At 75.0% G+C, this 25,246-nt stretch carries 28 protein-coding genes; 11 read left to right on the top strand and 17 right to left on the bottom strand.

The window, feature by feature from the left end; genetic code table 11:
- Positions 1-140 precede the first annotated feature (140 nt).
- Positions 141-491, top strand: coding sequence for a sensor histidine kinase (locus ABT238_RS06095; RefSeq protein WP_502891402.1), 351 nt, complete (start codon positions 141-143; stop codon positions 489-491).
- A gap of 22 nt (positions 492-513) precedes the next feature.
- Here the strand turns inward: ABT238_RS06095 and ABT238_RS06090 are convergent, their stop codons facing one another.
- Both ABT238_RS06090 and ABT238_RS06085 read right to left on the bottom strand, forming a co-directional pair.
- Positions 514-900, bottom strand: a complete 387-nt coding sequence (locus ABT238_RS06090; protein WP_350565721.1) for a hypothetical protein — start codon at positions 898-900, stop codon at positions 514-516.
- Positions 897-1,307, bottom strand: coding sequence for a hypothetical protein (locus tag ABT238_RS06085; protein WP_350565719.1), 411 nt, complete (start codon positions 1,305-1,307; stop codon positions 897-899). Before ABT238_RS06085 ends, ABT238_RS06090 begins: the two co-directional genes overlap by 4 nt.
- 28 nt (positions 1,308-1,335) lie before the next feature.
- On the opposite strand from ABT238_RS06085, the gene ABT238_RS06080 reads away from it, so the two are divergent.
- The 4 genes from ABT238_RS06080 to ABT238_RS06065 all read left to right on the top strand — a co-directional run bounded on the left by ABT238_RS06080 (position 1,336) and on the right by ABT238_RS06065 (position 4,191).
- Positions 1,336-1,578 (top strand): hypothetical protein, encoded by a 243-nt coding sequence (locus ABT238_RS06080; RefSeq protein WP_350755677.1) that lies wholly within the window; start codon positions 1,336-1,338, stop codon positions 1,576-1,578.
- A 216-nt stretch (positions 1,579-1,794) separates the two neighbouring features.
- The gene (locus ABT238_RS06075; RefSeq protein WP_350565715.1) at positions 1,795-2,472 is read left to right on the top strand and encodes a hypothetical protein; all 678 of its coding nucleotides are present in this window, start codon (positions 1,795-1,797) and stop codon (positions 2,470-2,472) included.
- A gap of 164 nt (positions 2,473-2,636) precedes the next feature.
- Positions 2,637-3,455, top strand: a complete 819-nt coding sequence (locus ABT238_RS06070) for a DsbA family protein (protein WP_350565713.1) — start codon at positions 2,637-2,639, stop codon at positions 3,453-3,455.
- Between the two features lie 64 nt (positions 3,456-3,519).
- Complete coding sequence (locus ABT238_RS06065) at positions 3,520-4,191, top strand: vitamin K epoxide reductase family protein (RefSeq protein ID WP_350565711.1); 672 nt, start codon at positions 3,520-3,522, stop codon at positions 4,189-4,191.
- Positions 4,192-4,261: 70 nt separating this feature from the next.
- Here the strand turns inward: ABT238_RS06065 and ABT238_RS06060 are convergent, their stop codons facing one another.
- The 3 genes from ABT238_RS06060 to ABT238_RS06050 all read right to left on the bottom strand — a co-directional run bounded on the left by ABT238_RS06060 (position 4,262) and on the right by ABT238_RS06050 (position 6,391).
- Positions 4,262-5,338, bottom strand: a complete 1,077-nt coding sequence (locus ABT238_RS06060; protein ID WP_350755675.1) for a serine hydrolase domain-containing protein — start codon at positions 5,336-5,338, stop codon at positions 4,262-4,264.
- Positions 5,339-5,419: 81 nt separating this feature from the next.
- Positions 5,420-5,962, bottom strand: a complete 543-nt coding sequence (locus tag ABT238_RS06055) for a GNAT family N-acetyltransferase (RefSeq protein WP_350565708.1) — start codon at positions 5,960-5,962, stop codon at positions 5,420-5,422.
- A 24-nt stretch (positions 5,963-5,986) separates the two neighbouring features.
- Positions 5,987-6,391, bottom strand: coding sequence for an ankyrin repeat domain-containing protein (locus tag ABT238_RS06050; RefSeq protein WP_350565706.1), 405 nt, complete (start codon positions 6,389-6,391; stop codon positions 5,987-5,989).
- 250 nt (positions 6,392-6,641) lie between these two features.
- Here ABT238_RS06050 and ABT238_RS06045 point away from each other — a divergent pair, with 250 nt between their 5' ends.
- The 3 genes from ABT238_RS06045 to ABT238_RS06035 all read left to right on the top strand — a co-directional run bounded on the left by ABT238_RS06045 (position 6,642) and on the right by ABT238_RS06035 (position 9,241).
- Entirely contained in the window at positions 6,642-6,836 is a 195-nt protein-coding gene (locus ABT238_RS06045) for a hypothetical protein (protein WP_148646425.1), read from the top strand.
- Between the two features lie 103 nt (positions 6,837-6,939).
- Positions 6,940-8,577 (top strand): hypothetical protein, encoded by a 1,638-nt coding sequence (locus tag ABT238_RS06040; protein WP_350565704.1) that lies wholly within the window; start codon positions 6,940-6,942, stop codon positions 8,575-8,577.
- Positions 8,578-8,866: 289 nt separating this feature from the next.
- Positions 8,867-9,241, top strand: coding sequence for an RNA polymerase-binding protein RbpA (locus tag ABT238_RS06035; protein ID WP_030243354.1), 375 nt, complete (start codon positions 8,867-8,869; stop codon positions 9,239-9,241).
- A gap of 136 nt (positions 9,242-9,377) precedes the next feature.
- Here ABT238_RS06035 and fxsA read toward each other — a convergent pair whose 3' ends face one another.
- The 5 genes from fxsA to ABT238_RS06010 all read right to left on the bottom strand — a co-directional run bounded on the left by fxsA (position 9,378) and on the right by ABT238_RS06010 (position 14,409).
- Positions 9,378-9,959: an FxsA family membrane protein gene (gene fxsA / locus ABT238_RS06030; RefSeq protein WP_350565702.1), complete on the bottom strand. Its 582-nt coding sequence runs from the start codon at positions 9,957-9,959 to the stop codon at positions 9,378-9,380.
- 79 nt (positions 9,960-10,038) lie between these two features.
- Positions 10,039-11,676, bottom strand: coding sequence for an apolipoprotein N-acyltransferase (lnt, locus tag ABT238_RS06025; RefSeq protein WP_350565700.1), 1,638 nt, complete (start codon positions 11,674-11,676; stop codon positions 10,039-10,041).
- Positions 11,677-11,800: 124 nt separating this feature from the next.
- Complete coding sequence (locus tag ABT238_RS06020) at positions 11,801-12,259, bottom strand: GNAT family N-acetyltransferase (RefSeq protein WP_350565698.1); 459 nt, start codon at positions 12,257-12,259, stop codon at positions 11,801-11,803.
- A gap of 55 nt (positions 12,260-12,314) precedes the next feature.
- Positions 12,315-13,937, bottom strand: a complete 1,623-nt coding sequence (locus ABT238_RS06015) for an amidohydrolase (protein ID WP_350755673.1) — start codon at positions 13,935-13,937, stop codon at positions 12,315-12,317.
- 31 nt (positions 13,938-13,968) lie between these two features.
- Positions 13,969-14,409, bottom strand: coding sequence for an Lrp/AsnC family transcriptional regulator (locus ABT238_RS06010; protein WP_350541033.1), 441 nt, complete (start codon positions 14,407-14,409; stop codon positions 13,969-13,971).
- A gap of 278 nt (positions 14,410-14,687) precedes the next feature.
- Between ABT238_RS06010 and ABT238_RS06005 the strand changes: the two genes are divergently transcribed.
- The gene (locus ABT238_RS06005) at positions 14,688-15,140 is read left to right on the top strand and encodes a hypothetical protein (RefSeq protein ID WP_350565694.1); all 453 of its coding nucleotides are present in this window, start codon (positions 14,688-14,690) and stop codon (positions 15,138-15,140) included.
- Positions 15,141-15,305: 165 nt separating this feature from the next.
- Here the strand turns inward: ABT238_RS06005 and ABT238_RS06000 are convergent, their stop codons facing one another.
- Complete coding sequence (locus ABT238_RS06000) at positions 15,306-16,469, bottom strand: acyl-CoA dehydrogenase family protein (RefSeq protein WP_350565692.1); 1,164 nt, start codon at positions 16,467-16,469, stop codon at positions 15,306-15,308.
- A gap of 243 nt (positions 16,470-16,712) precedes the next feature.
- Here ABT238_RS06000 and ABT238_RS05995 point away from each other — a divergent pair, with 243 nt between their 5' ends.
- Both ABT238_RS05995 and ABT238_RS05990 read left to right on the top strand, forming a co-directional pair.
- Complete coding sequence (locus ABT238_RS05995; protein ID WP_350755812.1) at positions 16,713-17,357, top strand: uridine kinase family protein; 645 nt, start codon at positions 16,713-16,715, stop codon at positions 17,355-17,357.
- A gap of 363 nt (positions 17,358-17,720) precedes the next feature.
- Positions 17,721-19,775 (top strand): AAA family ATPase, encoded by a 2,055-nt coding sequence (locus ABT238_RS05990; RefSeq protein ID WP_350755810.1) that lies wholly within the window; start codon positions 17,721-17,723, stop codon positions 19,773-19,775.
- Positions 19,776-19,808: 33 nt separating this feature from the next.
- On the opposite strand, the gene ABT238_RS05985 is transcribed toward ABT238_RS05990, so the two are convergent.
- The 6 genes from ABT238_RS05985 to ABT238_RS05960 form a co-directional block, all read right to left on the bottom strand.
- A complete protein-coding gene (locus ABT238_RS05985) occupies positions 19,809-20,792 on the bottom strand; it encodes an NAD-dependent epimerase/dehydratase family protein (protein WP_350565690.1) in 984 nt (327 codons plus the stop codon).
- Positions 20,793-20,878: 86 nt separating this feature from the next.
- Positions 20,879-21,925 (bottom strand): hemolysin family protein, encoded by a 1,047-nt coding sequence (locus tag ABT238_RS05980; RefSeq protein ID WP_350565688.1) that lies wholly within the window; start codon positions 21,923-21,925, stop codon positions 20,879-20,881.
- On the bottom strand, positions 21,922-23,268 hold the full coding sequence (locus ABT238_RS05975) for a hemolysin family protein (protein WP_350565686.1): 1,347 nt from the start codon (positions 23,266-23,268) through the stop codon (positions 21,922-21,924). The genes ABT238_RS05980 and ABT238_RS05975 overlap by 4 nt, the downstream gene beginning before the upstream one ends.
- A 195-nt stretch (positions 23,269-23,463) precedes the next feature.
- Positions 23,464-23,898: a PH domain-containing protein gene (locus ABT238_RS05970; protein ID WP_350565684.1), complete on the bottom strand. Its 435-nt coding sequence runs from the start codon at positions 23,896-23,898 to the stop codon at positions 23,464-23,466.
- Between the two features lie 99 nt (positions 23,899-23,997).
- Entirely contained in the window at positions 23,998-24,846 is an 849-nt protein-coding gene (gene hisG / locus ABT238_RS05965) for an ATP phosphoribosyltransferase (protein ID WP_350565682.1), read from the bottom strand.
- Positions 24,847-24,900: 54 nt separating this feature from the next.
- Positions 24,901-25,173 (bottom strand): phosphoribosyl-ATP diphosphatase, encoded by a 273-nt coding sequence (locus ABT238_RS05960; RefSeq protein ID WP_030306151.1) that lies wholly within the window; start codon positions 25,171-25,173, stop codon positions 24,901-24,903.
- Positions 25,174-25,246: the final 73 nt, after the last annotated feature.

Genomic DNA, 25,246 nt, shown 5'->3' with positions numbered 1-25,246 from the left:
GGGGACTCCGGAACACCTCCGGGTCTCCTCCAGGCTAGGCCCTCTCTTTCGGATCAGGTCGGACCAGCGGGCGTCTCCCCGGCCTTCGGCGACCGGCGACAAGCCGGCGCGGGGGCGCCGCCCGGCCGAAGGCCGGGGGAGTGCGTGCTCCGGCGGCGACCGCCCGGCGTGATCCGGAAGAGAGGACCCACCCGGTCGGCTGTCGGGCCCCGGCCGGCACCCCGATCAGGATCGGCGTCGGCACCCTCGACGGGCAGGCCGTCCTGGAGGTCGCCGACCACGGCCCCGGCCTCACCGAAACCCAGCGCCGGCGCGTCTTCGACCGCGTCTACCGCGCCGACGGCTCCCGCAACCGGGCCACCGGCGGCTCCGGCCTCGGCCTCGCCATCGCCGAGGCCCTGGTCACCGCCCACGGCGGCCGGATCACCCTCGACACCACCCCGGGCGGCGGCTGCACCTTCCGCGTCCTCCTCCCCCTGCCGCCGACCTGACCGGGTCCTCCCGGGCGGGGCGTCAGGGGCGGAGCTGGACGGCCAGGGACATGGTGTAGCCGACGAGCGAGGCGAAGAAGACGACGGCGGTGGTGTAGCGGGCGGTGAAGGGCAGGCCGGCGAGGGCGGGGTAGAGCAGGACGGCGGTGCCGGCGGCGATGTCGGCGAGATAGAGGCCCCGGGGCGGGACGACGCCGGTGGTGCGCGCGGCCCAGCCGGTGGCGACCAGGAAGCCGGTGAGCAGGATGAAGCCGGACAGCAGGCCGGAGCCGATGCTGGAGAGCACGGGATGGGGTTCGGGCGGTTGTTCGCCCTCGGGAACGGCCGGGCGCACCCGGTGCGCGACGGCGAGGGCGCCGACGGCGAGGATCACGCAGCCGGCGGCGCTCAGCAGCGGGGCGGGGTTCATCGGCGGCTCCGGGAGGTCGCGTGGTGGTGGCCCAGGGCGGCGGCGAGCGCGGCCGGCACCAGGACGGTGAGGACGAGCACGGCCGACCAGGTGGCCGGGTCGAGCCCGGCGGCGGGCGGCTCGGCGGGCGGCGGGGGCGCGGCGGCGACGACCGCGACGCCGGCCGCCGGGCTCGGGGCGGGCGGCGGGGCCAGGGGCGGGGGCTGGGGCGGGGCCGGGCGGCTCGGCGAGGCCAGCACCGGGCCGGGTGCGGGTGGCCACAGGGGTGGCGCCGCCTCCACGGTGATCGGGGCCCGGGGCGGGAGCGGAGCCGGTTTCACCGCGTGCGGAGAGGCGAGCGGGGACGTCGGCACCACCGCCACCGCCGACGGCACGAGCCCGGGCGCGGGAGCAGCGGGCACGGGCACGGGCACGACGGTCGGCGACGGCGACGGCGTGACGGCCGGGGACGGCACGACGGGGGTCGGCGCGGCCGTGGGCGAGGCCGGAGCGGACGGCGAGGGCGAGAGCGAGGGCGACGGCGAGGCGGCCGACGGTGACGGCGAGGCCGACGCCGACGGCGACGGACAGGGCCACGACCAGGGCGAGGGCCACGGCGCCGTCGGCCGGGACGGCGGAGAGGGCGGCGGAGGCGGCGACGGCACCGGAGGCCCCACCGGTCCCGCGCCGAGCGCGTAGTCCATCGGCCGATTGTCGGACCGCCCCACCACTCCCGTCTCCGCGGCCTGACGGCCCCTCACCCGCCCCGCGCCCCGCCAAACCCATCGCTCCGGTGAACTCTCCGCCCCCGACTCCCGAACGGGCGATCGATGCGGGACAACCTGTGCACCGATCCGGCCGGGAACCGGGACGCAGCCTCGTGCCCGATGTAAACGTCGTGACATACTCCCGAACATGACGACCTCCACCCACGCGACGAGGGCCCTGCGGGCCGCGGTGTTCACCGCGCTCGCCGTGCCGCTGTCCGCGCTGGGCCAGGTCCTCATCACCGGCCGGCCGCTGCCGCTCACCCTGGTGGTGCTGGCCGGCGTCGTCGTCTTCCTGGTCACGGCCACGCTGGCCGGCGGGGAACGGCGGCTGTCGCAGATCGCGGCCGTGATGGTCCCGGTCGAACTGCTGCTCAACACGACCTTCAACCTGGGCCAGACCACCTGTGGTCCGGCCCTCGGCGGTGACCTCCCGGCCCGCGGCATGAACCTGCTGGTCTGTGGCGGCGGCTCGGTGGACGGATCGTCGCTGTTCTACGGCCAGCTGGGGCACTCCGGGCGGCTGGCGCCCGCCGCCACCCAGCTGCTGCTCCTGCTGGTGCACCTGGTGATCGCGTTGGCCGCCGCCGCCTGGCTGCGGCTCGGCGACGCCGCCCTGTCCGGCCTCGGGCGGGCGCTGCGCGCGCTGCGCCAGGCCGTCGCGGCGCCGCTGCGGGCGCTGGTCCTGCTGCTGGTCCCGGCGCCGGCCCGGCCGGTGCTGCGGATCCCGCTGCCGGTCCCCGACCGGCGCCGCCCGCGCCGCGAGGACGTGGTGCTGAGCCCGGCACCGCGCCGCGGTCCGCCGCTGCTCGCGCCTGCCCGCTGACGAGCCTTTCGAAGGCCGGTCCTCCGAAGGACCCGTGGCGGGCGGCGCACAACTCCGACCTCTCGTCCGGTCCCCTCTCCGGCCGACGCGCGCCCCGTGCCGCGCGCCGGAGCGGGACACCCCCGCGCGCCCCGAGTCGCGCCCCACCACGGAGTTGACCGAGCATGGCTCACCCCAACCAGAAGCCCTCCCGCAAGCAGGCCCAGAAGATCAGCGCCCGTGAGCGCATCCAGGAGGCGCAGCGCCAGGAGAAGCTGGCCGCCACCCGCCGCCGGCGGATCGTCGTCGCCGTCTCGGCCGCCGTCGCGCTCGCCCTGGTCGGCGGCACCGCCCTCGCGATCAGCGCGGCCGGCGACAACAAGTCCTCCTCGGCGGCCGAGCCGACCGAGCTGGTCGTCCCGGCGAACACCTCCGGCACGGACGGCACCGTGATCACCTACGGCAAGCCGGACGCCGCGCACACCGTCCAGGTGTTCGAGGACTTCCGCTGCCCGGTCTGCAAGACCTTCGAGGCCGCCAACGGCGACTCCCTCAAGAAGCTGGCGGACGAGGGCTCCGTCAAGGTCGAGTACCACCTGGCCGCGTTCCTGGACAAGAACCTCGGCGGGAAGGGCTCGCGCACCGCGCTGGCCGCGGTCGGCGCCGCGGTGAACGAGGGCGTGGACAAGTTCAAGGCGTACCACGACGTGCTGTACGCCAACCAGCCGGACGAGCGCGAGGACGGCTTCGGCGACGTCAACCACCTGCTGAGCCTGGCCGACCAGGTGCCGGGCCTGAAGACGGACGCCTTCGTCAAGGCGGTCACCGACCGGACGTACGCGCCGTGGGCGAAGAAGGTCGCGGACGCGTTCAACGACAGCGGGGTGACGGGGACCCCGACGGTGAAGGTGGACGGCAAGCCGCTGCCGCTGTTCAGCGGCAACCGCGCCCTCACCCCGGAGCAGTTCACCGCCCAGGTGAAGCAGGCCGCGGGCTTGCAGTGAGCACCACCGGCCCGGCCGACTCCCGGCCGGGCCGGCCCCTTCCTCACCCACGGAGTGCTCTGCCATGACCGCATCGACCGCTCTGCCACCCTCCTCCCCGTCCTCCCGCCCCGCCTCCCCCGCTCCGGCGCCGCCCGGTGGGGCGCCGATCGGCGCGGGCCGCGTGTTCTCGCTGTTCGTGCTGATCGCCGGCCTGATCGGGCTGGCCGCCTCGGCCGTGCTGACCTTCGACAAGCTCCGCATCCTGGAGGACCCCTCCTACATCCCGAGCTGCAACCTCAACCCGGTGATCAGCTGCGGTTCGGTGATGCGCACCGACCAGGCCGAGGTGCTCGGCTTCCCCAACCCGCTGCTGGGGCTGGCCGCGTTCGGCGCGCTGGCGGCGGTCGGCGCCGGGCTGCTGGCGGGGGCCGCGTACCGCCGGTGGTTCTGGCTCGGCCTGCAGGCGGGGACGGTGTTCGGGCTGGGCTTCGTGCACTGGCTGATCGACCAGGCGCTGTACGACATCGGCGCGCTCTGCCCGTACTGCATGGTGGTCTGGGCGACGGTGGTCACGCTGTTCTGGTACACGACGCTGCACAACCTGCGCTCCGGGGTGATCCCGGTCGGGCCGCGCTGGCAGCCGGTGGTCCGGGAGGCGGCGCGCTACCACTGGGCGCTGCCGGTGCTGTGGGCCGCGGTGATCGCGCTCCTGGTGCTCAACCGCTTCTGGTACTACTGGTCCACCCTGATCTGACGCTCCGTCGCGATCGAACGACGGACCCCGGCCGCCCCTGCGGCGACCGGGGTCCGTTCCGTCGGCCCGGTCAGCCGAAGACCGCCCGGCGGAAGGCGTTGCGCAGGTCGGTGAGCGGCTGGAAGTCCCGGCCGTAGTGGACCTTGTTGGTGAGCAGCAGGGCCCAGCGGCCGCGCCGGCGGGAGACCCAGATGCCGGTGCCGGTGAAGCCGTAGTGCACGAAGGTGCCCTCGGCCGGATCGGTGCCGGCGGCGCAGAGCCAGGACAGGCCGCGGGCGGGCGCCAGTCCGCCGGTGTGCACCCGCAGCGACTCGGTGATCCACGGCTCGCCCCAGGGCAGTTCGGCCCCGGCGGGCGGGTCGAGCAGTGCGGTGAGGAAGCGCTCCAGGTCCCGGGCGGTGGAGAAGGCGCCGGCATTGCCGGAGACGCCGCCGAGCAGCCGGGCGGAGGGGTCGTGCACGAGGCCGCACAGCACCCCGCCCACCGTCCGCTCGTACTCGGTGGGGGCGGTGCGGTCCGCGTCCCGCGGGCCGAGCGGGCCGTAGCGGGTGTCGGCCATGCCGAGCGGGCGCCAGGTCTGCCGGGCGGCGAGTTCGTCGAGCGGGGCGCCCGCCAGGGACTCCACCAGATGGCCGAGCAGGACGGCGGCCCGGTCGGTGTACTCGACGGCGGCGCCGGGCGGGCGGTGCAGCGGGGCGGCGAGCACTCCGGCCCGGATCGCCGCCGGATCGCTCCCGTACAGCTCGGCGAACCGGGTGCGCAGCGGCAATCCGGCGGTGTGGGTGAGCAGTTGACGGGCCGTCACCGAGCCGACCGGGCGACCGGCGGCGGGCCGCCAGTAGTCGCCCAGCGGCCGGTCGAGCGGGAGGAGCCCGGCCTGCCGGAGGGCTCCGGCGCACGGCCAGAGCGCGATGATCTTGGTGACGCTGGCGAGGTCGAAGACGGTGTCGTGGCCCATCGGCCGCCCGCCGTACGGGCCCCGGCCGAGCACGCCGGCGCGGCCCCGGCCCCGGGCGCCGCCCGCGTCGCCGACCGACCAGACGCCGCCGGTCCCGGCGGCGCGCAGCCCGTCGGCCACCAGGCGCTCCAACGGCCCGCCGGGCGCGGCGAGTTCGTCGAGCGGGGCGGGTGGCGTTGCTCCGGTCACGATGCTGCTCCCCGTCTCCCGCGAGCCCTCCCGAGCGGGCCCCGTCGGACCCCTCGGGAGGCTACCCGCCCCGGGTGCGGGTCAGACGGCGGGCGCGCCGCCGAACTCCTTGCCGAGGCAGATGCTCTGCTCGTGCTCGCGGTAGAGGCCGAACTTCTCGATCGCCGTGTAGCCCTCGGAGGTGTACAGGGCGACGGCCTCGGGCTGCTCGGTGCCGGTCTCCAGGATGAACCGGGTGCGGCCGGCCCCGGCGGCGGTCTGCTCCAGGTGGCGCAGCACCACCCGGGCCAGGCCCCGTCCGCGCGCCTGCGGGCGGACGAACATCCGCTTGAGCTCCGCGTCGGTGGCGCGGATGCCGAACGACGCGGCCCGCTTGGCCCGCCAGCCGCCGCAGGCGACCGGCGCGCCGTCCAGGTAGGCGACCAGGAAGAGCCCGGCCGGTGGCTCGAAGTGCTCGGGGTGCAGCTCGGTGAGGTCGGCCTCGCCGTAGCGCCGGACGTACTCCTGTTGGACCTCGGCCGCCAGGAGCTGGGCGTCGGGGTGTCCGTAGCCGGTGATCCGGATCTCTATGCCGTCACCCTTCGTGTCGTGCACGAAGGCTCCGCCGGTGGTGCTGCTCTCCATGGTCGTCAAGGGTACGGCCCGCGCTCACAGCGCCTCGGGGCGGCCCTCGAATCGGGCGACCAGCGCCTCCTTGCCGAACATCCGGGCGGTGTCGACGGCGGACGGGGTGCCGGCGGACGGGTCGGCGCCGCCGGTCAGCAGCGCGTCGACGACGTCGTCGTTGCCCTTGAAGACGGCTCCGGCGAGCGGGGTCTGGCCCCGGTCGTTGGCCCGGTTCGCGTCGGCGCCGCGCTCCAGCAGGGCGGCGACGGCGGGGGCGTGGCCGTGGTAGGCGGCGAGCATCAGCAGGGTGTCGCCGCGGTCGTTGGTGAGGTCGGCCGGGGCACCGGCGTCGACGTACGCGGCGAGGGTGGCGGCGTCGCCGGCCCGGGCGGCGTCGAAGAGCCGGCCGGCCAGGGCGATCACATCGGCGTCGGGGGTGTCGGTCATCTCTCGGCCTTTCTCCGGGGACGCACCCCGCGCGGGGGCCGTCCGGCGTTGTCGGCGGTCGCGCCGCAGGCACGGTAGCGCACGGAGCACGGACGCGAAGGCCGCGCGGCCGTTGGGACGAACTTTCCGGCGCGGAGCGGCAAGTCCGGAAATCCACCCATTTGCCCCGTTCCATCCGCTATTACCTTTTGTCACGATTGTGGCACTTTCCGTGGCACTGTCCCCGCCCCCTCCCCCCGAGGAGCAGATCGTGATCCTCTCGATTTCCGGCATCGTCCTGTTCGGCACCATCGCCTTCCTCTTCTTCCGCAGGGACGGACTCAAGGTCTCCCATGCCATCGTCTGCGCCCTGCTCGGCTTCTACATCGCCGGCTCCTCGATCGCCCCGAGCATCACGGCGGGTGGCGCCAGCCTCGCCAGCCTGCTCGGCGGCATCAAGTTCTGACCCCTCTCCCCGTACCGGCCCGGGCGCGGATCCCACCGCCCCGGGCCAGGTCGTTGCAGCAAGCCCTTCCCACCGACCGTCCCACTCGCCCGGGGAGCCAGGAATGCCGCTCAACCGCCACCACCTCGCCAGGGGCCGCGACCTCGTCCGCACGGCCGGCGACCACGCCTCCGACATGTTCGCCCCGCTCACCGTCATCGGCCGCGGCCTGCGCCACCACACCGCCTGGGTCAGGGAGCGCTGGCAGTCCACCCCGAAGGACCGGCGCGGCCCGACGCTCTTCCTGACCGCCGCGATGCTGACGGGGATCTACCTGCTGCCGCACGGCCTGCTGTTCGCGCTGATCGCGCTGATGGCCAGCGCCGCCTGGGCGGGCCGCGCGCCCAAGGCCCCGCCCGCCGCCCCCGAGCCGGACCTCGCCGACGTCAAGCTCGGCGCGCTCTACGCCGCGCTGACCCCGTACCTGGCCGGACCGGACGGGCTCAGCCCGCTTTACCACCACGAGGGCAGCTACCGGGAGGTCTTCTCCGGGTGGGAGTTCGACGCCGAGGGCCGGCTCGCCCGGCTGGAGATCGCCTACCCGGCGTACTTCACCGACACCGAGCCGGCCGCCCGGGCCCGGATCGAGCAGGTCGTCCAGGGCAAGGCCGGGCGGGCCCGGGAGTACCGCTTCGACTGGGACGAGGAGTCCAACAAGCTGCGGATCGCCGCCCTGGCGCCGCTGCCCACCGACATCGCCGCCCAGCGGTTCGTGGCGGCCCCGGGCGAGATCGTGCTCGGCTTCACCGACGGGGACGGCAGCGCCCGCACCATCCCGGTGCACCAGGGCGGGGCGCTCGCCCAGCAGCCTCCGGTGGTCTGGCGCACCGGCCCGCGCTCGGGCGAGCCGCACCTGCTGGCGCTCGGCGTCAGCGGTTACGGCACCTCCAGCCTGATCCGCTCGGTGGCGCTGCAGGCCCTGCCGTTCGCCGACCTGGTGGTGATCGACGGCGCGGGGACCGGCGAGCACGCCTGCCTGGTCAACCGGCCGGGCGTGCACACCGTGGAGACCAGCCTGCACGGCGCGCTGGCCGCGCTGCACTGGGCGGCCCAGGAGACCGAGCGCCGGCTCACCGCGCTGAACGCCGCCCGGCACGCCGGCACCGCCCCGCCGGAGGACGCCACCCGGCCGCTGTGGCTGCTGCTCGACCACCCGACCGAGCTGAGCGAGCTGGCTCACGCCGAGGGGCGGCCGGACCCGCAGGACCTGCTGGAGCTGCCGCTGCGGCACGGCCGGGCCGCCCGGGTCACCGTGGTGGTCGCCGACGACGTCGAGGCCCGGGAGCGGATCTCGCCGAGCGTGCGGGCCACCACCCGGGCCCGGGTGGTGCTCGGCCCGACCGGCCCCGAGGAGGGCCACGCGGCGCTCGGCGTGCCGCTGGACATCGTGCCCGCCGCCCAGGCCCCGGCCGGGCGCGGCTACGCCCGGATCGGCGCCGGCGCCCCGGTCCGCCTCCAGGTGCCGGCCACCGTCGACCCGCTGGACGAGGACGCCCCGGCCGCGCTGCGGGACGCGGTGATCGCCCTGCTGCCGCACCGCGACACCCGCACCGAGGCGCCCGCCCCGGCCGCGCCCGCGCAGCCCGTGCAGCCGCTCCCGGAGGGCCCGCCGACCGTCCAGGTGGAGCTCGACCCCGCCGCGCACGCCGGGGTGGACCTCGCCAAGGGCCCGGCCGCGCTACGCTTCCGCCCGCTCGCCTGAACCGGCGGGCCGGCACCCGAACGGGAGGGGCGGCGCGGACCGCCGGTCACCGCCCCGGTAGGCTCGTCCGGGAACGGCTGCCCGATCACCAGATGTGAAATAGGTGACACCTGGGGTGATATCACCGGCCAGATGTGACAAATCGGGCGCTGGTGGGTACAAACAGGGGCGGCACGACAGACGACGCATGTCCCGGGACGGGAATCTTCGTCGGAAGCCGAGCGTTGACCGAACGACGAAGAACAGCGACCACTAGTCCTGTGGGCCATAAGCCCGGGAGGCACGATTCATGAGCGAGCGAGCTCTCCGCGGCACGCGACTCGGGGCCACTAGCTACGAGACCGACCGTGGTATCGATCTGGCTCCCCGCCAGACCGTCGAGTACGCATGTCAGAACGGACACCGATTCGAGGTTCCCTTCTCGGTCGAGGCGGAGATCCCTCCGGCCTGGGAATGCCGATTCTGTGGTCAGGAGGCGGCTCTTCTCGACGGCGACGAGCCGGAGGAGAAGAAGGTGAAGCCGACGCGCACCCATTGGGACATGCTGATGGAGCGCCGGACGCGCGAGGAGCTGGAGGAGGTGCTGGCCGAGCGGCTGGCCGTGCTCCGCTCCGGTGGGATGAACCTCGCGGTGCACCCGCGGGACACCCGCAAGAGCGCCTGACCCCGCTCCCGCCGAGGGGTGGGAGCACGCGAAAAGGGACCCTGGTCACCAGGGTCCCTTTCGCGTTGGCCGGGGTCCGCCTGCCAGGGGTGGCCGGAGCCGGCCGCCCCTGCGGGCGGCCGGCGGCCGCGGCCGGTCAGCCGTTCAGCGGTGGCCGGTAGGCGGTGTCCGGGCCCTGCGGGCCGGCGGCCGGACCGCTGCCCGGCTCGACCACCTCGCCCTGGATCACCTTGCCGTCCGGGCGGTGGATGCGCAGCTGCTCCTGCAGCCGCATCGCGTCCGCGAACGCGTCGGTGCCGACGCCCGCGGTGGAGCGCAGCGCCTTGTCGGCCATCCGGCGGCCGACCGCCCGCCACAGCGCGCGGGTCGGCGGGAGGAGCAGGGTCAGCGCCAGGACGTCCGACAGGAAGCCCGGCAGGATCAGCAGCAGGCCGGCCAGCACGGTCAGGCTGGTGCCGGTCTGCGGCTGCTTCGACTTCGGGTCGCGGGTCTGCTCGAAGGCCGCCGACAGCGCCCGCGCGCCGGCCCGCTTGATCAGCGAGCCGCCGATCACCGCGCCGGCGATCAGCAGCAGCACCACGGTCAGGCCGCCGAGCCAGGAGCCGACCTGGACCAGCAGCCAGATCTCCAGCACCAGCCAGGCGGTCAGCAGCAGCGGCAGCACCCGCCGCAGCTTCGAGCGCGGCGCCGGACGGGCGGGGGTAGCTTGCTGGGTCACGGTACGAATCCACTCCAAGCGGTGCTCTGCGCGCCGCACGGGAGGTCCGGGCCGGCTACGGCACCACCTGGTCCAACGATCAGCCGGCGGCCGGTGTTCCGTCCGGGGTGTCCGCCGTGCCCCTGCGGCCCCGGCGGGCGAGCAGCACGCCGCCGGCGCAGGCGAGCAGGCCGGCCACCGCGAGGGTCCACTCGGGGGCGGCGCCGACCCGGTCGGCGACGGTGGTGCCGTCGCGCAGCGGGACGGTCGCGGACAGCTCGGCGGCGGTCAGCTCCTCGGTGCGCTGGACGACGGTGCCGTCCGGGGCGATCACCGCGCTGATGCCGCTCGTCGCGGCGATCAGCACCGCGCGGCCGTGCTCGACGGCGCGCAGCCGGCTCATCGCGAGCTGCTGCTCCGGCTGGCCGGTCTTGGCGTAGGTGGCGTTGTTGGTCTGCACGACGAGGACCCGGGCGCCCTGGTCGACGGTGTCGCGGACGATCTCGTCGTAGGCGACCTCGAAGCAGATGACGTCGCCGATCCGCGCCGGGCCGAGCTGCATGACGCCGTTGTGGTCACCGGGGTAGAAGTCCCGGGCGACCCGCTGGAGCCGGGTGACGACCTTGGACAGCTGGTCGCGGAAGGGCACGTACTCGCCGAACGGCACCGGGTGCTGCTTGGTGTAGGAGGCGCCGGGGCCGGCCGTCGGGTCCCAGACGATGCCCTGGTTCTGCACGTGCTGCTCGTCCGGGCCGTCGACCAGGGTGCCGACCAGGGTGGGCACCCCGACCGCCCGCACCGCCTCGTCGATCCGCGCGTAGGCCAGCGGGTCGCTGAACGGGTCGAGGTCGGAGGAGTTCTCCGGCCAGATCACGATGTCCGGCTTCTCGGCCCGGCCCGCCTTGATGTCCTCGGCGAGCTTCTCGGTGGCGGCGGCGTGGTTGTTGAGCACCATCATCGGGCGGCCGAGGAAGTCCATGCCGGGGTTGGGCACGTTGCCCTGGATGACGGCGACCTTGACGGTGTCGGCGGGCGCGGTGGGCACCGGCACCAGGTAGCCGGCGAGCAGCGCGGCGACGGCGCCGAGCCCGGCGGCCGCGGCCTGCGCCGGGCGGCGGGCGGTGCCGCGGCCGGCCACCCGCAGGGCGGCCCAGGCCAGCAGGGTGCCGGAGAGGGCGACCGCGAAGGTCACCAGCGGCGCGCCGCCGAGCGCGGCCAGCGGGGTGTACGGGGTGGCGGTGTTGGCGAAGGCGAGCCGGCCCCAGGGGAAGCCGCCGAGCGGCAGCCGGTCGCGGGCCCACTCCTGGGTGATCCACAGGCAGGCGCCCCAGAGCGGCCAGCCGGGCAGCCGGGAGGTGACGGCGAGTCCGGAGCCGAGGGCGGCCAGGAAGAGCGCCTCGACGACCGACAGACCGATGGTGGCGTCCCAGCCGATCACCCGCAGCCAGCTGAGCAGCATCAGGAAGAACGGCAGGCCGAAGGCGAAGCCGGTCCAGGCGGCCTGCCGGCCGGTGCGGCCCCGGGTGAGCAGGGAGAGCGCCGCGACGCCGAGGACCGACAGCGGCCACAGGTCGAAGGGCGGGAAGGCCAGCGCGAGCAGCAGTCCGGCGAGCGCGGCCAGCCCGGTGCGGGGCAGGCCGGCCCGGATCCTGGCGAGGGCGCGGGCGCCGCGGCCCGGGCCTGGTGCCTCGTCGGGGGTCTCGGGTGCGGTACCGGACCGCTCCTGGGTGACGGGCATGGCCACCGTCGCACCATCTCTCTCGACGCCGCCCCGCGGGGGTACGGGGACGGCTGTTCGGACGCTGTCCGAAGAAGGTACCCCGGAACGTCACCCGGCTGTGAGCTGAGGGCCGTAGCGGTGCTCAGCGCGGGCTGTCGCGGACCTCGCCGAACGGCCAGTCGGCGGCCAGCCAGTCGCGGACGGCCCGGTGCAGCGGGGCGTCCAGCGCGGCCCGGTCGGCGCGGACCCAGGAGCGCACCCGGGGGACGGCGGGCTCCGCGCGGTCGGGGTAGAGGTAGACGCAGCCGACGACGGCGTCGCCGGGCACCTCGCGCACCGTGTAGGTGAAGCCCCGGCGGGCCTCGAAGTCGGCGGCGTGGCGGCGCAGGTCGTCGCGGTTGCGCTCCGGGCTCATGCCCTCGACCGGCGGCCAGTGGCCGTGCTCGAAGCCGGGGGTGGCGCGGATGTGGTCGATGCTGCCGCTCCAGGCGGCGTGGTCGGCCTCGTTGTGCTGCTCGCCGAGGGGCTCCAGGCGGAACCCCTCGGCGGCGAGCGTGCGGGGCACGGTGAACTCGGCGGGTACGAAGGGCTGATCGGTCATGGGGGTCAACCTACGGCAGGCCCGCCGCCGTGGCCGACCGCTTTTCCCCGCGGCGCTACTCCGCGGCGGCCAGGTGGACGGTGCGGCCGCGGACCACGGTGCGCAGGCAGGTGGGCAGCGGCTCGCCGGGGGTGAGGTCGGGCAGGCCCGGGGTACCGGAGCGCGGGTCGGTGGACCAGCCGGCCACCCGGTCGTCCGGGGCCTGGACGACCAGCTCGCCCGCGGCCCAGACGGCGAAGCTGGCGACCGCGCCGGGGACCAGCACGCCGTCCTGGTCGCGGCCGATCGCGCGCCAGCCGCCGCGGGTGTGGGCGGTGAACGCGGCCCGCACCGAGATCCGGTGCTCGGGGGTCCGGTGGAAGGCGGCGGCCCGGACGGTTCCCCAGGGGTCGAGCGGGGTGACCGGGGCGTCCGAGCCGAAGGCCAGCGGGACGCCGGAGCGCAGCAGCGCGGCGAAGGGGTTGAGCGCGGCGGCCCGCTCGGCGCCCAGGCGCCGCACGTACATGCCGTCCGGTCCGCCCCAGGCGGCGTCGAAGGCGGGCTGCACCGAGGCGGTCAGGCCCAGGTCGGCGAAGGCGGCGACGGTCTTGTCGTCCAGCGCCTCGGCGTGCTCGACCCGGTGGCGCAGCGCCCGGACCCGGTCGGCACCGACCCGGTCGCCGGCGGCGCGCACGCCCTCGACGACGGCGGCGACCGCGGCGTCGCCGATCGCGTGGAAGCCGGCCTGCAGGCCCGCCTCGGTGCAGGCGGCGACGTGGTCGGCGACCTGGGCGGCGGTCAGGTAGGCGGTGCCGGTGTGCGGGGCGTCGGCGTAGTCGTGGTGCAGGCAGGCGGTGTGCGAGCCGAGCGCGCCGTCCACGAAGAGGTCGCCGCCGGCGCCGACGGCGCCGAGCCGGCGGGCGGTCTCGACGCCGCCGCGCTCGCTCGGTTCGCCCCAGTAACCGAACACCTCGGGGCCCTCGCCCTCGGCGGCCAGCTCCAGCAGGCCGGCGAGGTCCTGCTCGGAGGAGATCTCCGGGCCGGCGCACTCGTGCAGGGCGCCGATGCCGAGCTCGGCGGCGCGGGCCAGGGTGGCGCGCTGGGCGGCGCGGCGCTGCTCGGGGGTGAGCCGGGCGAGCGCGGTGCGCCGCACCGCGTGGTGGGCGTCGCGGGTGAGCGGGCCGTCGGCGTCGAAGCCGGGCTGCCCGGCGAGGCCGTCGGTCAGCGCGCGCAGCGCGGTGGTGGCGAGCGCGGAGTGCACGTCGGTGCGGGAGAGGTAGACGGCGGCGCCCCCGGCGGCGGCGTCCAGCTCGGCGAGGGTGGGCGGGCGGCCCTCCGGCCAGCCGGTCTCGTCCCAGCCGTGGCCGATCAGCACGCCGCCGGGCTGCTGGGCGGCGGCGAAGGCGGTGAGCTCGGCCAGCGCGGCGGCCAGCGAGGGGGCGCCGGTGAGGTCGAGGCCGGTGAGCGCCAGCCCGGTGGAGGTGGCGTGCACGTGGGCGTCGACGAAGGCGGGGGTGACCAGGGCGCCGTCCAGCTCGACGATCTCGTCGGCGGTCTGCGCGTACGCCTCGGCGGCGCCGTCGCTGCCGACCCAGGCGACGTGCTCGCCCTCGACGAGCATGGCGGTGGCGAAGGGGTCGGCGGGGCTGTAGACGGCGCCGCCGCGCAGCAGGACGGTCCGGGGGTTGCGTTCGGTCATGCGGCCTAGTCTGCACCCCCGCGGGGCCCGGTCAGAGCTTCGGGGGTCGTGCCTCGTAGGGGGTGGACAGGACGACGGTGGTGCGGGTGGACACGCCGGCGGCGCTGCGGATGCGGGCCAGCAGGTCCTCCAGGTCGCCGGGGGCGCCGACGCGGACCTTGAGGATGTAGTTCTCGTCGCCGGCGACGCTGTGACAGGCCTCGATCTCGGGCAGGTCGGCCAGGCGCTCGGGTGTGTCGTCCGGGGCGCTGGGGTCGAAGGGTTTGACCGAGATGAAGGCGGTCAGCGCCAGGTCGACGGCGTCCGGGTCGACGATCGCGGTGTAGCCGCGGATCACTCCGCGCTGCTCGAGCCGGCGCACCCGCTGGTGCACCGCCGAGGTGGACAGGCCGGTGGCCTTGCCCAGGTCCGTGTAGCTCATCCGGCCGTCCTGGAGGAGCAGCTGGACGATGCGTTGGTCGAGATCCTCCACAAGGCGCAAACCTACCCCCTCGGGGGCACGCGGATCGCGGCGCGGGGGTCGTACGGGGGGCCTGCCCCAGAGGGGCGCACGGGAGGCCGAGGAGGGGGCGCGGAGCATCGCCGGGCGCGCCCCGGGGTGCCGTACGGGCACATGCCGGACGAATGTGGCGAAGGACACACCCGGTGCATCACAGTGCGCCGGACCGCAGGGTTATGAGTCCGTTTCGGCGGGAAGTGCTGGTTGTGGCCCCGGGCGACCACGCCGGGCCCGATCCGAGGGGGATCACCATGCGCGTTACGGACCAGCGCCCGACGGGCGCGGACGACGCCCACGATACGACCGACCGCGAGGACCTCGCGGTCCCCTACGAGACCGCTCCGGGGGTGGATCCGGGCGAGGCGGACACCTGGGACATCGTCCGGGTGCACTGCCCGTCGTGCCGGCGTCCGATCGCCCTGGTCGGCGACGAGGAGCGGCTGCCGCAGCACGCCGTCCTGCCCCGGCCCTGGCACCCCTTCTCCCCCGCGCTGTGCCCGGGTTCGGGCGCGCCGACGGACGATCTGGCCGAGGTGGAGAGCGCGGAGGACGCCGGGTCGGCCGGCCTGGAGAAGCTGCTGACGCACCCGGGCGAACTCGACTGGCGCACCCAGCCGTTCTCGCACGCGATGGTCCACCGCCCGGTCCGCTCGGCCGCCGCCCCGGCCGTCCCGGAGCAGCGCGGCCGATTCTCGCGGCGCTGAACACCCGCCCGCCGAACGGCTGCTGACGGCACGACAGGTACGACCGGTGAGACAGGTACGACAGAACGGCCCCCGGGCGTCGCTCCGCACCCTGGAGTGACGCCCGGGGGCCGTTCCGGGCCGCCCGGCGGCTCCGTGCGGAGCGCGGGCGGCCGGTCCGGGGGGTCAGGACTTGGTGAGGTGGCGGCCGATCACCAGCCGCTGGATCTGGTTGGTGCCCTCGACGATCTGCAGCACCTTGGCCTCGCGCATGAAGCGCTCGGCCGGGAAGTCCTGGGTGTAGCCGTAGCCGCCGAGCACCTGGACGGCGTCGGTGGCCACCCGCATCGCGGCGTCGGTGCAGAACAGCTTGGCCATCGCCGCCTCCTTGGAGAACGCCTGGCCGGCGTCGCGGCGGCGGGCGGCGGAGAGGTAGAGCGAGCGGCCGGCCTCGATCTGGGTGGCCATGTCGGCGAGCATGAACGACAGGCCCTGGAAGTCGGCGATCGGGCGGCCGAACTGGCGGCGGGTGCGGGCGTAGTCGACGGCGAGGTCGAGCGCGGCCTGGGCGACGCCGATCGCGCAGGCGGCGATGCCGAGCCGGCCGGAGTCCAGCGCGGCGAGCGCGATCTGGAAGCCCTGGCCCTCGGTGCCGATCAGCCGGTCGCGGGAGACCCGGACGCCGTCGAAGTGCAGCTGGGCGGTCGGCGAGGACTTCATGCCCATCTTCTGCTCCGGCGGGGCGGCCGAGAGGCCGGGCTGGGTGCCGGGCACCAGCAGGCAGCTGATGCCGCGCGCGCCCTCCTCGCCGGTGCGCACCAGCGCGCTGTAGAAGTCGGCCTGGCCCCCGTGGGTGATCCAGGCCTTGGTGCCGCTCACCACGTACTCCTCGCCGTCCAGGTCGGCGCGGGTGCGCAGGGCGGCGGCGTCGGAGCCGGACTGCGGCTCGGAGAGGCAGTAGGCGCCGAGCTGCCCGCCGGAGAGCATGCCGGGCAGCCAGCGGTCGCGCTGCTCCTCGGTGCCGAAGGTGGCGAGGGCGTGGCAGGACAGGGTGTGCACGCTGACGCCGAGGCCGACGGCCAGCCAGCCGGCCGCCAGCTCCTCCAGGACCTGCAGGTAGACCTCGTAGGGCTGGTCGCCGCCGCCGTACCGCTCCTCGTAGGGGAGCGAGAGCAGGCCCGCCTCGCCGAGCGTGCGGAAGACCTCGCGCGGGAACCGGCCGGCGGCCTCGTCCTCCGCGGCGCGCGGCTGCAGCTCGCGCTGGACGAGGTCCCGTGTGAGGTTCAGCAGCTCGCGGGCCTCCTCGCTGGGCAGCTGGCGGTCGACGGCCTTCACGGGGGAGGTGGTCATGGTGGCTGGTCGCCTCCTCGGTCGTGCGCCGGCCCCGGGGTTCGTCGGGCCCGCGCGGGGTCTGGCAGCTCGGCCCGGCCGGCACCGGATCGCGGTGAACGGCCGTTCACATGCTCGGCGATGCGAGTATGCCCGATCGCGGCCCTGCCGTCACGACCAGCACCGCATCACTGTCCGTATCGGCGCACCGGCGCCCGTAGGGTTGACGTTGTGGCTTCTTCCGAGACTTCCGCCGCCCCGGTAATGGGGACCCCCGCCGCCGAAACGCCCGCCGCGCGCGACGCGCTCGCCGCGCTCGCCGCCGAGCTGCGGGCGCTGCCGCCGTCGTGCGGCCCGGTGCGGCTGGTCGCGGTGGACGGGCACGCGGGCTCGGGCAAGACGACCTTCGCCGGCCGGCTGTCCGCCGCGCTGGGCGGCGCGCCGGTGGTGCACCTGGACGACCTGGCGACGCACGCCGAGCCGTTCGGCTGGACCGGCCGGCTGCGCACCCAGGTGCTGGAGCCGCTGGCGGCGGGGCGGGACGCGGCGCACCGGGTGTACGACTGGACGCTGCGCCGCTTCGCGGGGACGGCCGAGGTGCCGCTCGCGCCGGTGGTCCTGGTCGAGGGGGTGGGCGCGGGGCGGCGCGCGGTGCGGCCGTGGCTGAGCCGGCTGGTGTGGATGGAGCTGGACGCGGCGTCGGCCCGGCGGCGCGGCGAGGAGCGCGACGGTCCGCGGCTGGCGGAGTTCTGGGCCGGCTGGGCCGCCGCCGAATCGGCGCATTTCGCCGCCGATCCGAGCCGCCCGTACGCCGGCACGGTGGTCGACGGGGTGACCGGACGGATCGCGCCGGGCACCGTCGGTGAACCTTCAACAACCCCCTTGACCTGCGGCATCGCCGGGAAATAAGTTCTCACTCGTTGGCGGAGTCGACGATTCCGCACCTTCGGACCCGGCATTCCCGGCTTGTTCCCCCGTGAGCCGGGGATGCCGTCCGAGCGCCCCGGACCGGGCCGGGCGTCAACGACCGCCCGCCCGATCGCTTTTGAACTCGTGCGGCACCCTTCCGGATCAGCGCGGCGCCGGTACGATTCCTGGCAGGCGCATATGCGCCCCGGGGGCAGACGACCACCGGCGGGGTCCGCAACACCACCGCACCGGTCGGGCCCCGAGCCACACCGCGGGGGGCGTTGAGTGACGACGGAGAGTTCCCAGAACAACGCGGGCGGCCAGGCACCGAACCGGCTCGCCGACCGCGCCTGGCTGCGTGCCATGGACGCCTACACGGCCGGCGCGTACAGCCGCGCCGAGGAGGAGTTCCGCGCCGCCGTGCGGCTCGACCCCGGCATGGCCGACGCCTGGCTCGGCCTGCACGCGCTGCGCAGCGACACCTCCGGCGCGCTGCTCGCGATGTACCGCCACCAGCAGCGGTTCGGGGAGCAGCGCCGCCGGCACGCCCGGCCGCTCAGCTCCTGGTACTGGCTCGGCTGGTGGGTGCAGCCGGTGCTGGAGACCCCCCGCGACCTCGCCCTCGCGCACGCCTCGCACTGGCTGGACGGCCGCCATCTCGCCGAGCTGGACCAGGCGTTGGCGCAGTGCCCGACCCCGGCCGAGGACCCGTCGGCGCGCTTCCTGCACGCCTGCCGCTCCTATCTGCTGAAGGACTGGGAGCAGCTGATCCGGGACACCGACCGGCTGCTCGACGACCCGCTGCTCGGCATCGAGGCCGGGCTCTTCGCCGGCATGGCGCGGGTCCGGCTGGACATGTGCGCCCAGGCGCAGGCCCCGCTGGCCGCCTCGCTCGCCCGCTGCCGCTCCGAGCAGCCGCAGCGCAAGGAACTGCGCTACTGGCTGGGCCGCGCCTACGAGGGCGCCGGGCGCAGCGCGGCCGCGTTACCGCTCTACCGGGCGGTGCACCGGGCGGATCCCGCGTTCATGGACACCGCGGCCCGGCTCGCCGCGATCTCGGCCGAGGACGCCGTCGGTGACACCCTGCTGGACGCCGCCGGCGGCCGGGAGGCGGGGCGCACGGGCGGTCCGGAGGAGGACGCGCTGGACGCCGCGGTGCTGGAACAGCCGGACTTCGAGATGCTCGGCGCCGATCCGGCCGGGCCGGACCCGGCCGGTCCGTTCGGCGGGCCGGATCCGTTCGGCGGCCCCTTCGTGGACACACCCCTCGTGGACGGGCCGGAGGCGCCGGACGTCCTCGACATACCGGACCTGCCGGAGGTCCTGGAAGCCGAGCCGGACGACGAGGGCTCCCCCGTCGTGCCGACCGCCGCCGGACCGGGCGCGGGCACCGACAACCGGTCCGGCGGCGGCGCACCGCCCCCGCTGGCCGCCGGCGGACGCTCCGGCTCCACCGCGCCGCAGCCCGCCGCCGCCTCCCCGGTCGCGCCCGCGCCGGCCCGCGGCGAGGCCACCCTCCCCCGCCTCGCCAACGCCTCGCCGACGCTCGAACGCGAGGGCGACCAGGCCCAGTTGGACGCGGCGCTGGCCGAACTCTCCCGGATGGTCGGCCTGGAGCCGGTGAAGCGCCAGGTCCGGGCGCTCTCCGCGCAGCTGCGGATGGCCCGGCTGCGCGCCGAACAGGGCCTGCCGGTCCAGCCGCCCAAGCGTCACTTCGTCTTCTCCGGCCCCTCCGGCACCGGCAAGACCACCGTCGCCCGGATCCTCGGCCGGGTCTTCCACGCCCTCGGCCTGCTCTCCGGCGACCATCTGGTGGAGGCCCAACGGGCCGACCTGGTCGGCGAGTTCCTCGGCCAGACGGCGGTCAAGGCGAACGAGCTGATCGACTCCGCGCTGGACGGCGTGCTGTTCATCGACGAGGCCTACAGCCTCTCCAACTCCGGCTACAGCAAGGGCGACGCGTACGGCGACGAGGCGCTCCAGGTGCTGCTCAAGCGTGCCGAGGACAACCGGGACCGGCTGGTGGTGATCCTGGCCGGCTACCCCGAGGGCATGAACCGGCTGCTGGCCGCCAACCCCGGCCTCAACTCCCGCTTCACCACCCGGGTCGACTTCCCCAGCTACCGCCCCGGCGAGCTCACCGCGATCGGCGCCGCGCTCGCCGGCCAGGACGGCGACGGCTGGGACGAGGACGCCGCCGAGGAGCTGGCCTCGATCTGCACCCACGTGGTCCGCGAGGGCTGGATCGACGACCTCGGCAACGGCCGGTTCATCCGCACCCTGTACGAGAAGTCCTGCGCCTACCGGGACCTGCGGCTGACCCTGCTGCGCGAGCCGCCCGGCCGGGAGGACCTCGCCACGCTGCGGCTGCCGGACCTGCTGCAGGCCTACGGCGAGCTGATCGACGGCCGGGGCTGAGCCCGGGGACGGAACGCCCCGGGCTCCGGGCCCTCAGCCGGCCAGCGCCTTGGCCTCCAGCTCCGGGTCCAGCCCGACGGTCGGCCGGTCCGGGCGCTGCGGGGCGACGCCGCCGATCGACCGCAGCCACGCCCAGGTGTCGGCGACCGTCCGCGCCGCCGGCCGGCAGCGCAGCCCGGCGGCCAGCGCCTTGCCCGGGTCCGCGCCGTGCATGGTGTCGTAGAGCTCGCCCGGCGGGATCCAGAACGGCAGCTGGCTCCACGCCTCGATCCCGGCGGCGGCGATCGCCTCCGGGGGCGTCCAGCGCAGTTCGGCATCGGCGCCGGTGGCCGCCACGCAGGCCTCCAGCAGCTCGCCCATGGTGCTGTGCCCGCGCGGGCCGACCAGGTCGTAGGGGCCGCCGAGGCCGGCCGCGAGGGCGTCCAGGGTCCACTCTGCGAGGTCGCGGACGTCGATGAACTGCAGGCCGAGGTCGCGCGGACCGGGGGCGAGCACCGGGCCGCCGCGGGCGATCCGGTTCAGCCACCAGGGCAGCCGGCCGATGTTCTCGTACGGTCCGACGATCAGGCCGGCGCGGACCAGCAGCGCCCGGTCGCCGAAGGCGTCCAGCACCGCCAGCTCGCCGCCGCGCTTGGCCTCGGGGTAGGGCACCTCGCCGGCGTCCGGCGAGCCCTCCACCACCGGGGCGCTCTCGTCGGCCCCGGCCGGCGTCGGGTAGGCGTACACCGAGCGGCTGGAGACGTACGCGTAGCGGCCCACCCGGCCGGCCAGCAGGCGGGCGCTTTCGCGCACCACCGACGGGGCGGCCGACCAGGTGTCCACCACCGCGTCCCACTCCCCCTCGGCGAGGGCGGCGAGCCCGCTCCCGGCCGTGCGGTCCCCGTGCAGGACCCGCGTCCCGGGCGGCGCGGCGTGCGTCCCCCGGTGGAAGACCGTCACCTCCCAGCCCCGCTCCAGCGCCGCCTCCGCGACGGCCCGCCCCACGAACTCCGTACCACCCAGCAGGAGAAGTCTCATGCCGACCACCCTGCACGCGGGTGGCCGGCATGGGAACGGCAGCACGCTCAGAGCGGAATCGCCCAGAGCGAAGCGGCCTCGGGAACTCAGGCGGCCGAACGGTGGTCCGGGTCGTGCACCTCGCCGACCAGCTCCTCCAGCACGTCCTCCAGCATCACCACGCCGAGCGTGCGCCCGTCCTGGTCGAGGACGGCCGCGAGGTGGCAGGCGGCCCGGCGCATCGCGCCCAGCGCGTCGTCCAGCGGCAGGGTGCCGCGCAGCACGGTGATCGGCCGCCACAGGCGGGCCGGGACGGGGACCGTCGGGTCCTCGACGTCCAGGATGTCCTTGAGGTGCAGGTACCCGAGGTAGCCGTGGCCGGCCGGGTCGCCGTCGGTGACCGGGAAGCGCGAGAAGCCGGTGCGCAGCGCCAGCTGCTCGATCTGGGCGGCGGTCACCTTGGTGTCCACGGTGACCAGCTGCTCGGGGGTGAGCAGGACGTCGGTGAGCGGGCGGCGGCCCAGCTCCAGGGCGTCCTCCAGGCGCTCCTGGCGGTCCTTCTCCAGCAGACCGGCGTCCCCGGAGTCGGCGAGCAGGTAGATCAGCTGCTCGGTGGTGAACACCGACTCCACTTCGTCCTTCGCCTCCACCTTGAACAGCTTGAGCACGCCGTTGGCGAAGGTGTTGAGGAAGGAGATCACCGGGGCCAGCCAGCGGGCCAGGCGGTCCAGCGGCGGGCCGAGCCAGAGCGCGGCCTTCTCGGGACCGGCCAGCGCCATGTTCTTCGGCACCATCTCGCCCATCACCATGTGCAGGTAGACCACGACGGCCAGCGAGATGCCGTACGCCAGCGGGTGCTGGAGGCCGGCGGGGATGCCCAGCGCGTGGAACGGGCCCTCCAGCAGGTGGGCGATGGTCGGCTCGGCGAGCGCGCCCAGGCCCAGCGAGCAGACGGTGATGCCGAGCTGGGCGGCGGCGAGCATCGCGGAGACGTTGGACAGCGCGTGCAGCACGGTGCGGGCGCGCTTGTTGCCGGCCTCGGCGAGCGGTTCGATCTGGCTGCGGCGCACCGACACGACGGCGAACTCGGCGCCGACGAAGAAGGCGTTGCCGAGCAGCAGCAGGAGGGCGACGGCCAGTTGGAGCGCGGTCATCGGGTGCCGTCCTCGTCGGTGCCGAAGAAGTGGTGGTGTTCGGCGGTCCGTTCCACCCGGACCCGGCTGGTCCGGTGCCGGTCCACGGCCTCGACGGTGAACCGCCAGCCGGGCAGCTCGGCCTGCTCACCGGGGTCCGGGAGCTTGCCGAGCAGGTCGGCGACCAGGCCGGCCAGCGTCTCGTACGGGCCCTCCGGGGCGTGCAGGCCGATGGCCTCCAGCTGGTCGAGCCGGGCGCGGCCGTCGGCCGCCCAGACGGGCAGGCCGTCGGCCGGCGGCAGCGGCAGCAGCTCGGGCGTGTCGGCGGGGTCGTGCTCGTCCTGCACCTCGCCGACGATCTCCTCGACGATGTCCTCGACGGTGACCACGCCGGCGGTGCCGCCGTACTCGTCGACCACGATGGCCATCGGCTGGAGGCGGCGCAGCTGGTCGAGCAGCCGCTCGGCGGGCAGCGTCTCGGGCACCAGCAGCGGCGGGACGGCGAGGTCGCCGACCCGGACGGCGGCGCGCCGCTCGGCGGGGACGGCCAGCGCGTCCTTGAGCGTGACGGTGCCGGTGACCTCGTCCAGGCTGTCGGCGTAGACCGGGAAGCGGGACAGGCCGGTGGCCCGGGTGAGGTTGAGCACGTCGGCGGCGCTGGCGTCGCGCTGGAGGGCGGAGACGTCCACGCGCGGGGTCATCACGGACTCGGCGGTGAGGTCGCCGAGGCCGAGGGTCCGCACGAACAGGGTGGCCGACTCCTCGTCTATGGCACCCGCCTTGGCGGAGTGCCGGGCGAGCGAGACCAGCTCGGCGGGGGTGCGGGCGTGGCCCAGCTCCTCCTGCGGCTCGATGCCGAAGGCGCGCACGGTGCGGTCGGCCGAGCCGTTCAGGACCCGGATCAGCGGGCGGCAGGCCCGGGAGAACGCCATGTGCGGGGCGGCGACCGCGCGGGCCACCTGGAGCGGGCGGGAGATCGCCCAGTTCTTCGGGACGAGCTCGCCGATCACCATCTGGACGACGGTGGCGAGCAGCATGCCGATGACCACGGCGGCGCCGCGCGAGGCGCCGGCCGGCAGGCCGAGGCCGGTGAACACCGGCTGCAGCAGGGTCGACAGGGCGGGCTCGGCGAGCATGCCGACCACCAGCGAGGTGACGGTGATGCCGAGCTGGGCGCCGGAGAGCTCGAAGGAGAGGTGTCGCAGGGCCCGGGAGACCCGGCCGGACTTGGCGTCCCCGGCTTCGGCGGCGCGCTCGACGGCGCCGCGCTCCACGGTCACGAAGGCGAACTCGGCGGCCACGAAGAGGCCGTTGGCGAGGATGAGCAGCAGGGCCGCGAGGAGCAGCAGCCAGGCGGTGATCACAGTGCCGCCTGCCTTCCGGTGGTCGAAAGGTGGGCGGCGCAGGTACTACCGGACGGATCGTCCATGGACGGGGAGTGTCACTCCTCAGGTCGTTTTCGGCCAGATTCCGGGCAGGGCAATGCCTTTGCCCCGCTTTTACCAGCGTAGACCATACCCGTGCGGATGTAGGATCCCCGTTCGGACGCGCCCGGCGGGTCAGCCGCCGTGGTGCACGACCAGGTCGCGCAGGGCGCGGGCGTCGGCGATGGCCTGGGCCTTTCCCACCCCGGACTGGATGCCGACGGCGGCCAGCGAGGTGCCGTCGGCCAGGTCGAGGGTGGCCCACGGGTCGCCCTGGCGGAAGTTCACGCCGATGATCTCCGCCCAGGCCAGCCGGCGGCTGCGGACGAAGTTGACCACGGTCACGCCCTCGGCGTCGGCGCTGACCCGGGGCCGGGCCAGCATCAGGCCGACGGCGGCGAACAGCACGCCGCTGGCCGCCATCATGATCCGGTCGTTGAGCTGCCAGTTCGCCGGGAGGGCGACCGCCATGACGGCGAACAGCACCACCAGCAGCACGCAGACCGGCAGCAGCACGGCGCGGGTGCGGCGCGGGGCCCAGGTGACGGGGAACTCGGCGGGGGTGGACACGAGGGGGCTCCGGGGGTGCTGGTTCGAGTGGTACGGGAAGGGGTGGGGCGCCGGACGGCGGCCCACCCCATTCAACCGGTCCTTATGCCCGCGAGCCGGTCAGAGGCGGCAGGCGTGGATGTTGGTCACCAGGATGGCCCGGGCGCCGATGCTCCACAGGTCGTCCATGATCCGCTGGGCCTCCTTGCGGAGCACCATGGAGCGGACCGCCACCCAGCCCGCGGTGTGCAGCGGGGAGACGGTCGGCGACTCCAGGCCGGGGGTCAGCGCGACGGCGGCGCCGACGCTCTCGGCGCGGATGTCGTAGTCCATCAGCACGTAGCGGCGGGCCACCAGCACGCCCTGCAGACGGCGCAGGAACTGGTCGACGCCCGCGTCCTCGCCGGCGCCCTTGGGGCGGATCACCACGGCGTCGGAGATCAGGATCGGCTCGCCGAACACCTCCAGGCCGGCGTTGCGCAGGCTGGTGCCGGTCTCCACCACGTCGGCGATCACGTCGGCGACGCCCAGCTGCACCGCGGTCTCCACCGCGCCGTCCAGCTTGGTGACGGTGGCCTTCACGCCGTGGTCGGCCAGGTGCTGCTCGACCAGGCCGGTGTAGGAGGTGGCGATCCGCAGGCCCTCCAGGCCCTTGACGTCCTCGACGTCCACGCCGACCGGGCGGGCGAAGCGGAAGGTCGAGCCGGCGAAGCCGAGCGCGAGCACCTCCTCGGCGTTGGAGTGCGAGTCCAGCAGCAGGTCGCGGCCGGTGATGCCGACGTCGAGGCGGCCGGAGCCGACGTACACGGCGATGTCGCGCGGGCGCAGGAAGAAGAACTCGACCTGGTTGTCCGGGTCGACCAGGACCAGCTCCTTGGCGTCCTTGCGCTGCCGGTAGCCGGCCTCATGGAGCATCTCCGCCGCAGGACCCGAGAGCGAACCCTTGTTGGGGACGGCGATGCGCAGCATGGAGGTCAGTTCCTTACCTGTTCGGTGTGGGTGTGGGGGTTTCCGGGCCTGGGCCTAGAGGTACTTGTAGACGTCGTCGAGCGTCAGCCCGCGGGCGACCATCATCACCTGAAGGTGGTAGAGGAGCTGGGAGATCTCCTCGGCGGTCTGCTCGTCCGACTGGAACTCGGCGGCCATCCAGACCTCGGCGGCCTCCTCGACGACCTTCTTGCCGATCGCATGGACGCCCTGCTGGACGAGCTGCGCGGTACGGGAGGACGAGGGGTCGCCGGTGGCGGCCTTCTGCTGGAGCTCGGTGAAGAGCTCCTCGAATGTCTTCGAAGCCATGATGGCTCTCACCTTACGGCGTGCGGGCTGACAGGCGGTAAACGGTTCCGGACCGTGGACGGTCCGGTGGACG

Origin of the sequence: Kitasatospora sp. NPDC001527 (assembly GCF_040298605.1) — a bacterium.
Classification (GTDB): Bacteria; Actinomycetota; Actinomycetes; order Streptomycetales; family Streptomycetaceae; genus Kitasatospora.
This window is presented reverse-complemented; position numbering and strand designations above follow the sequence as displayed.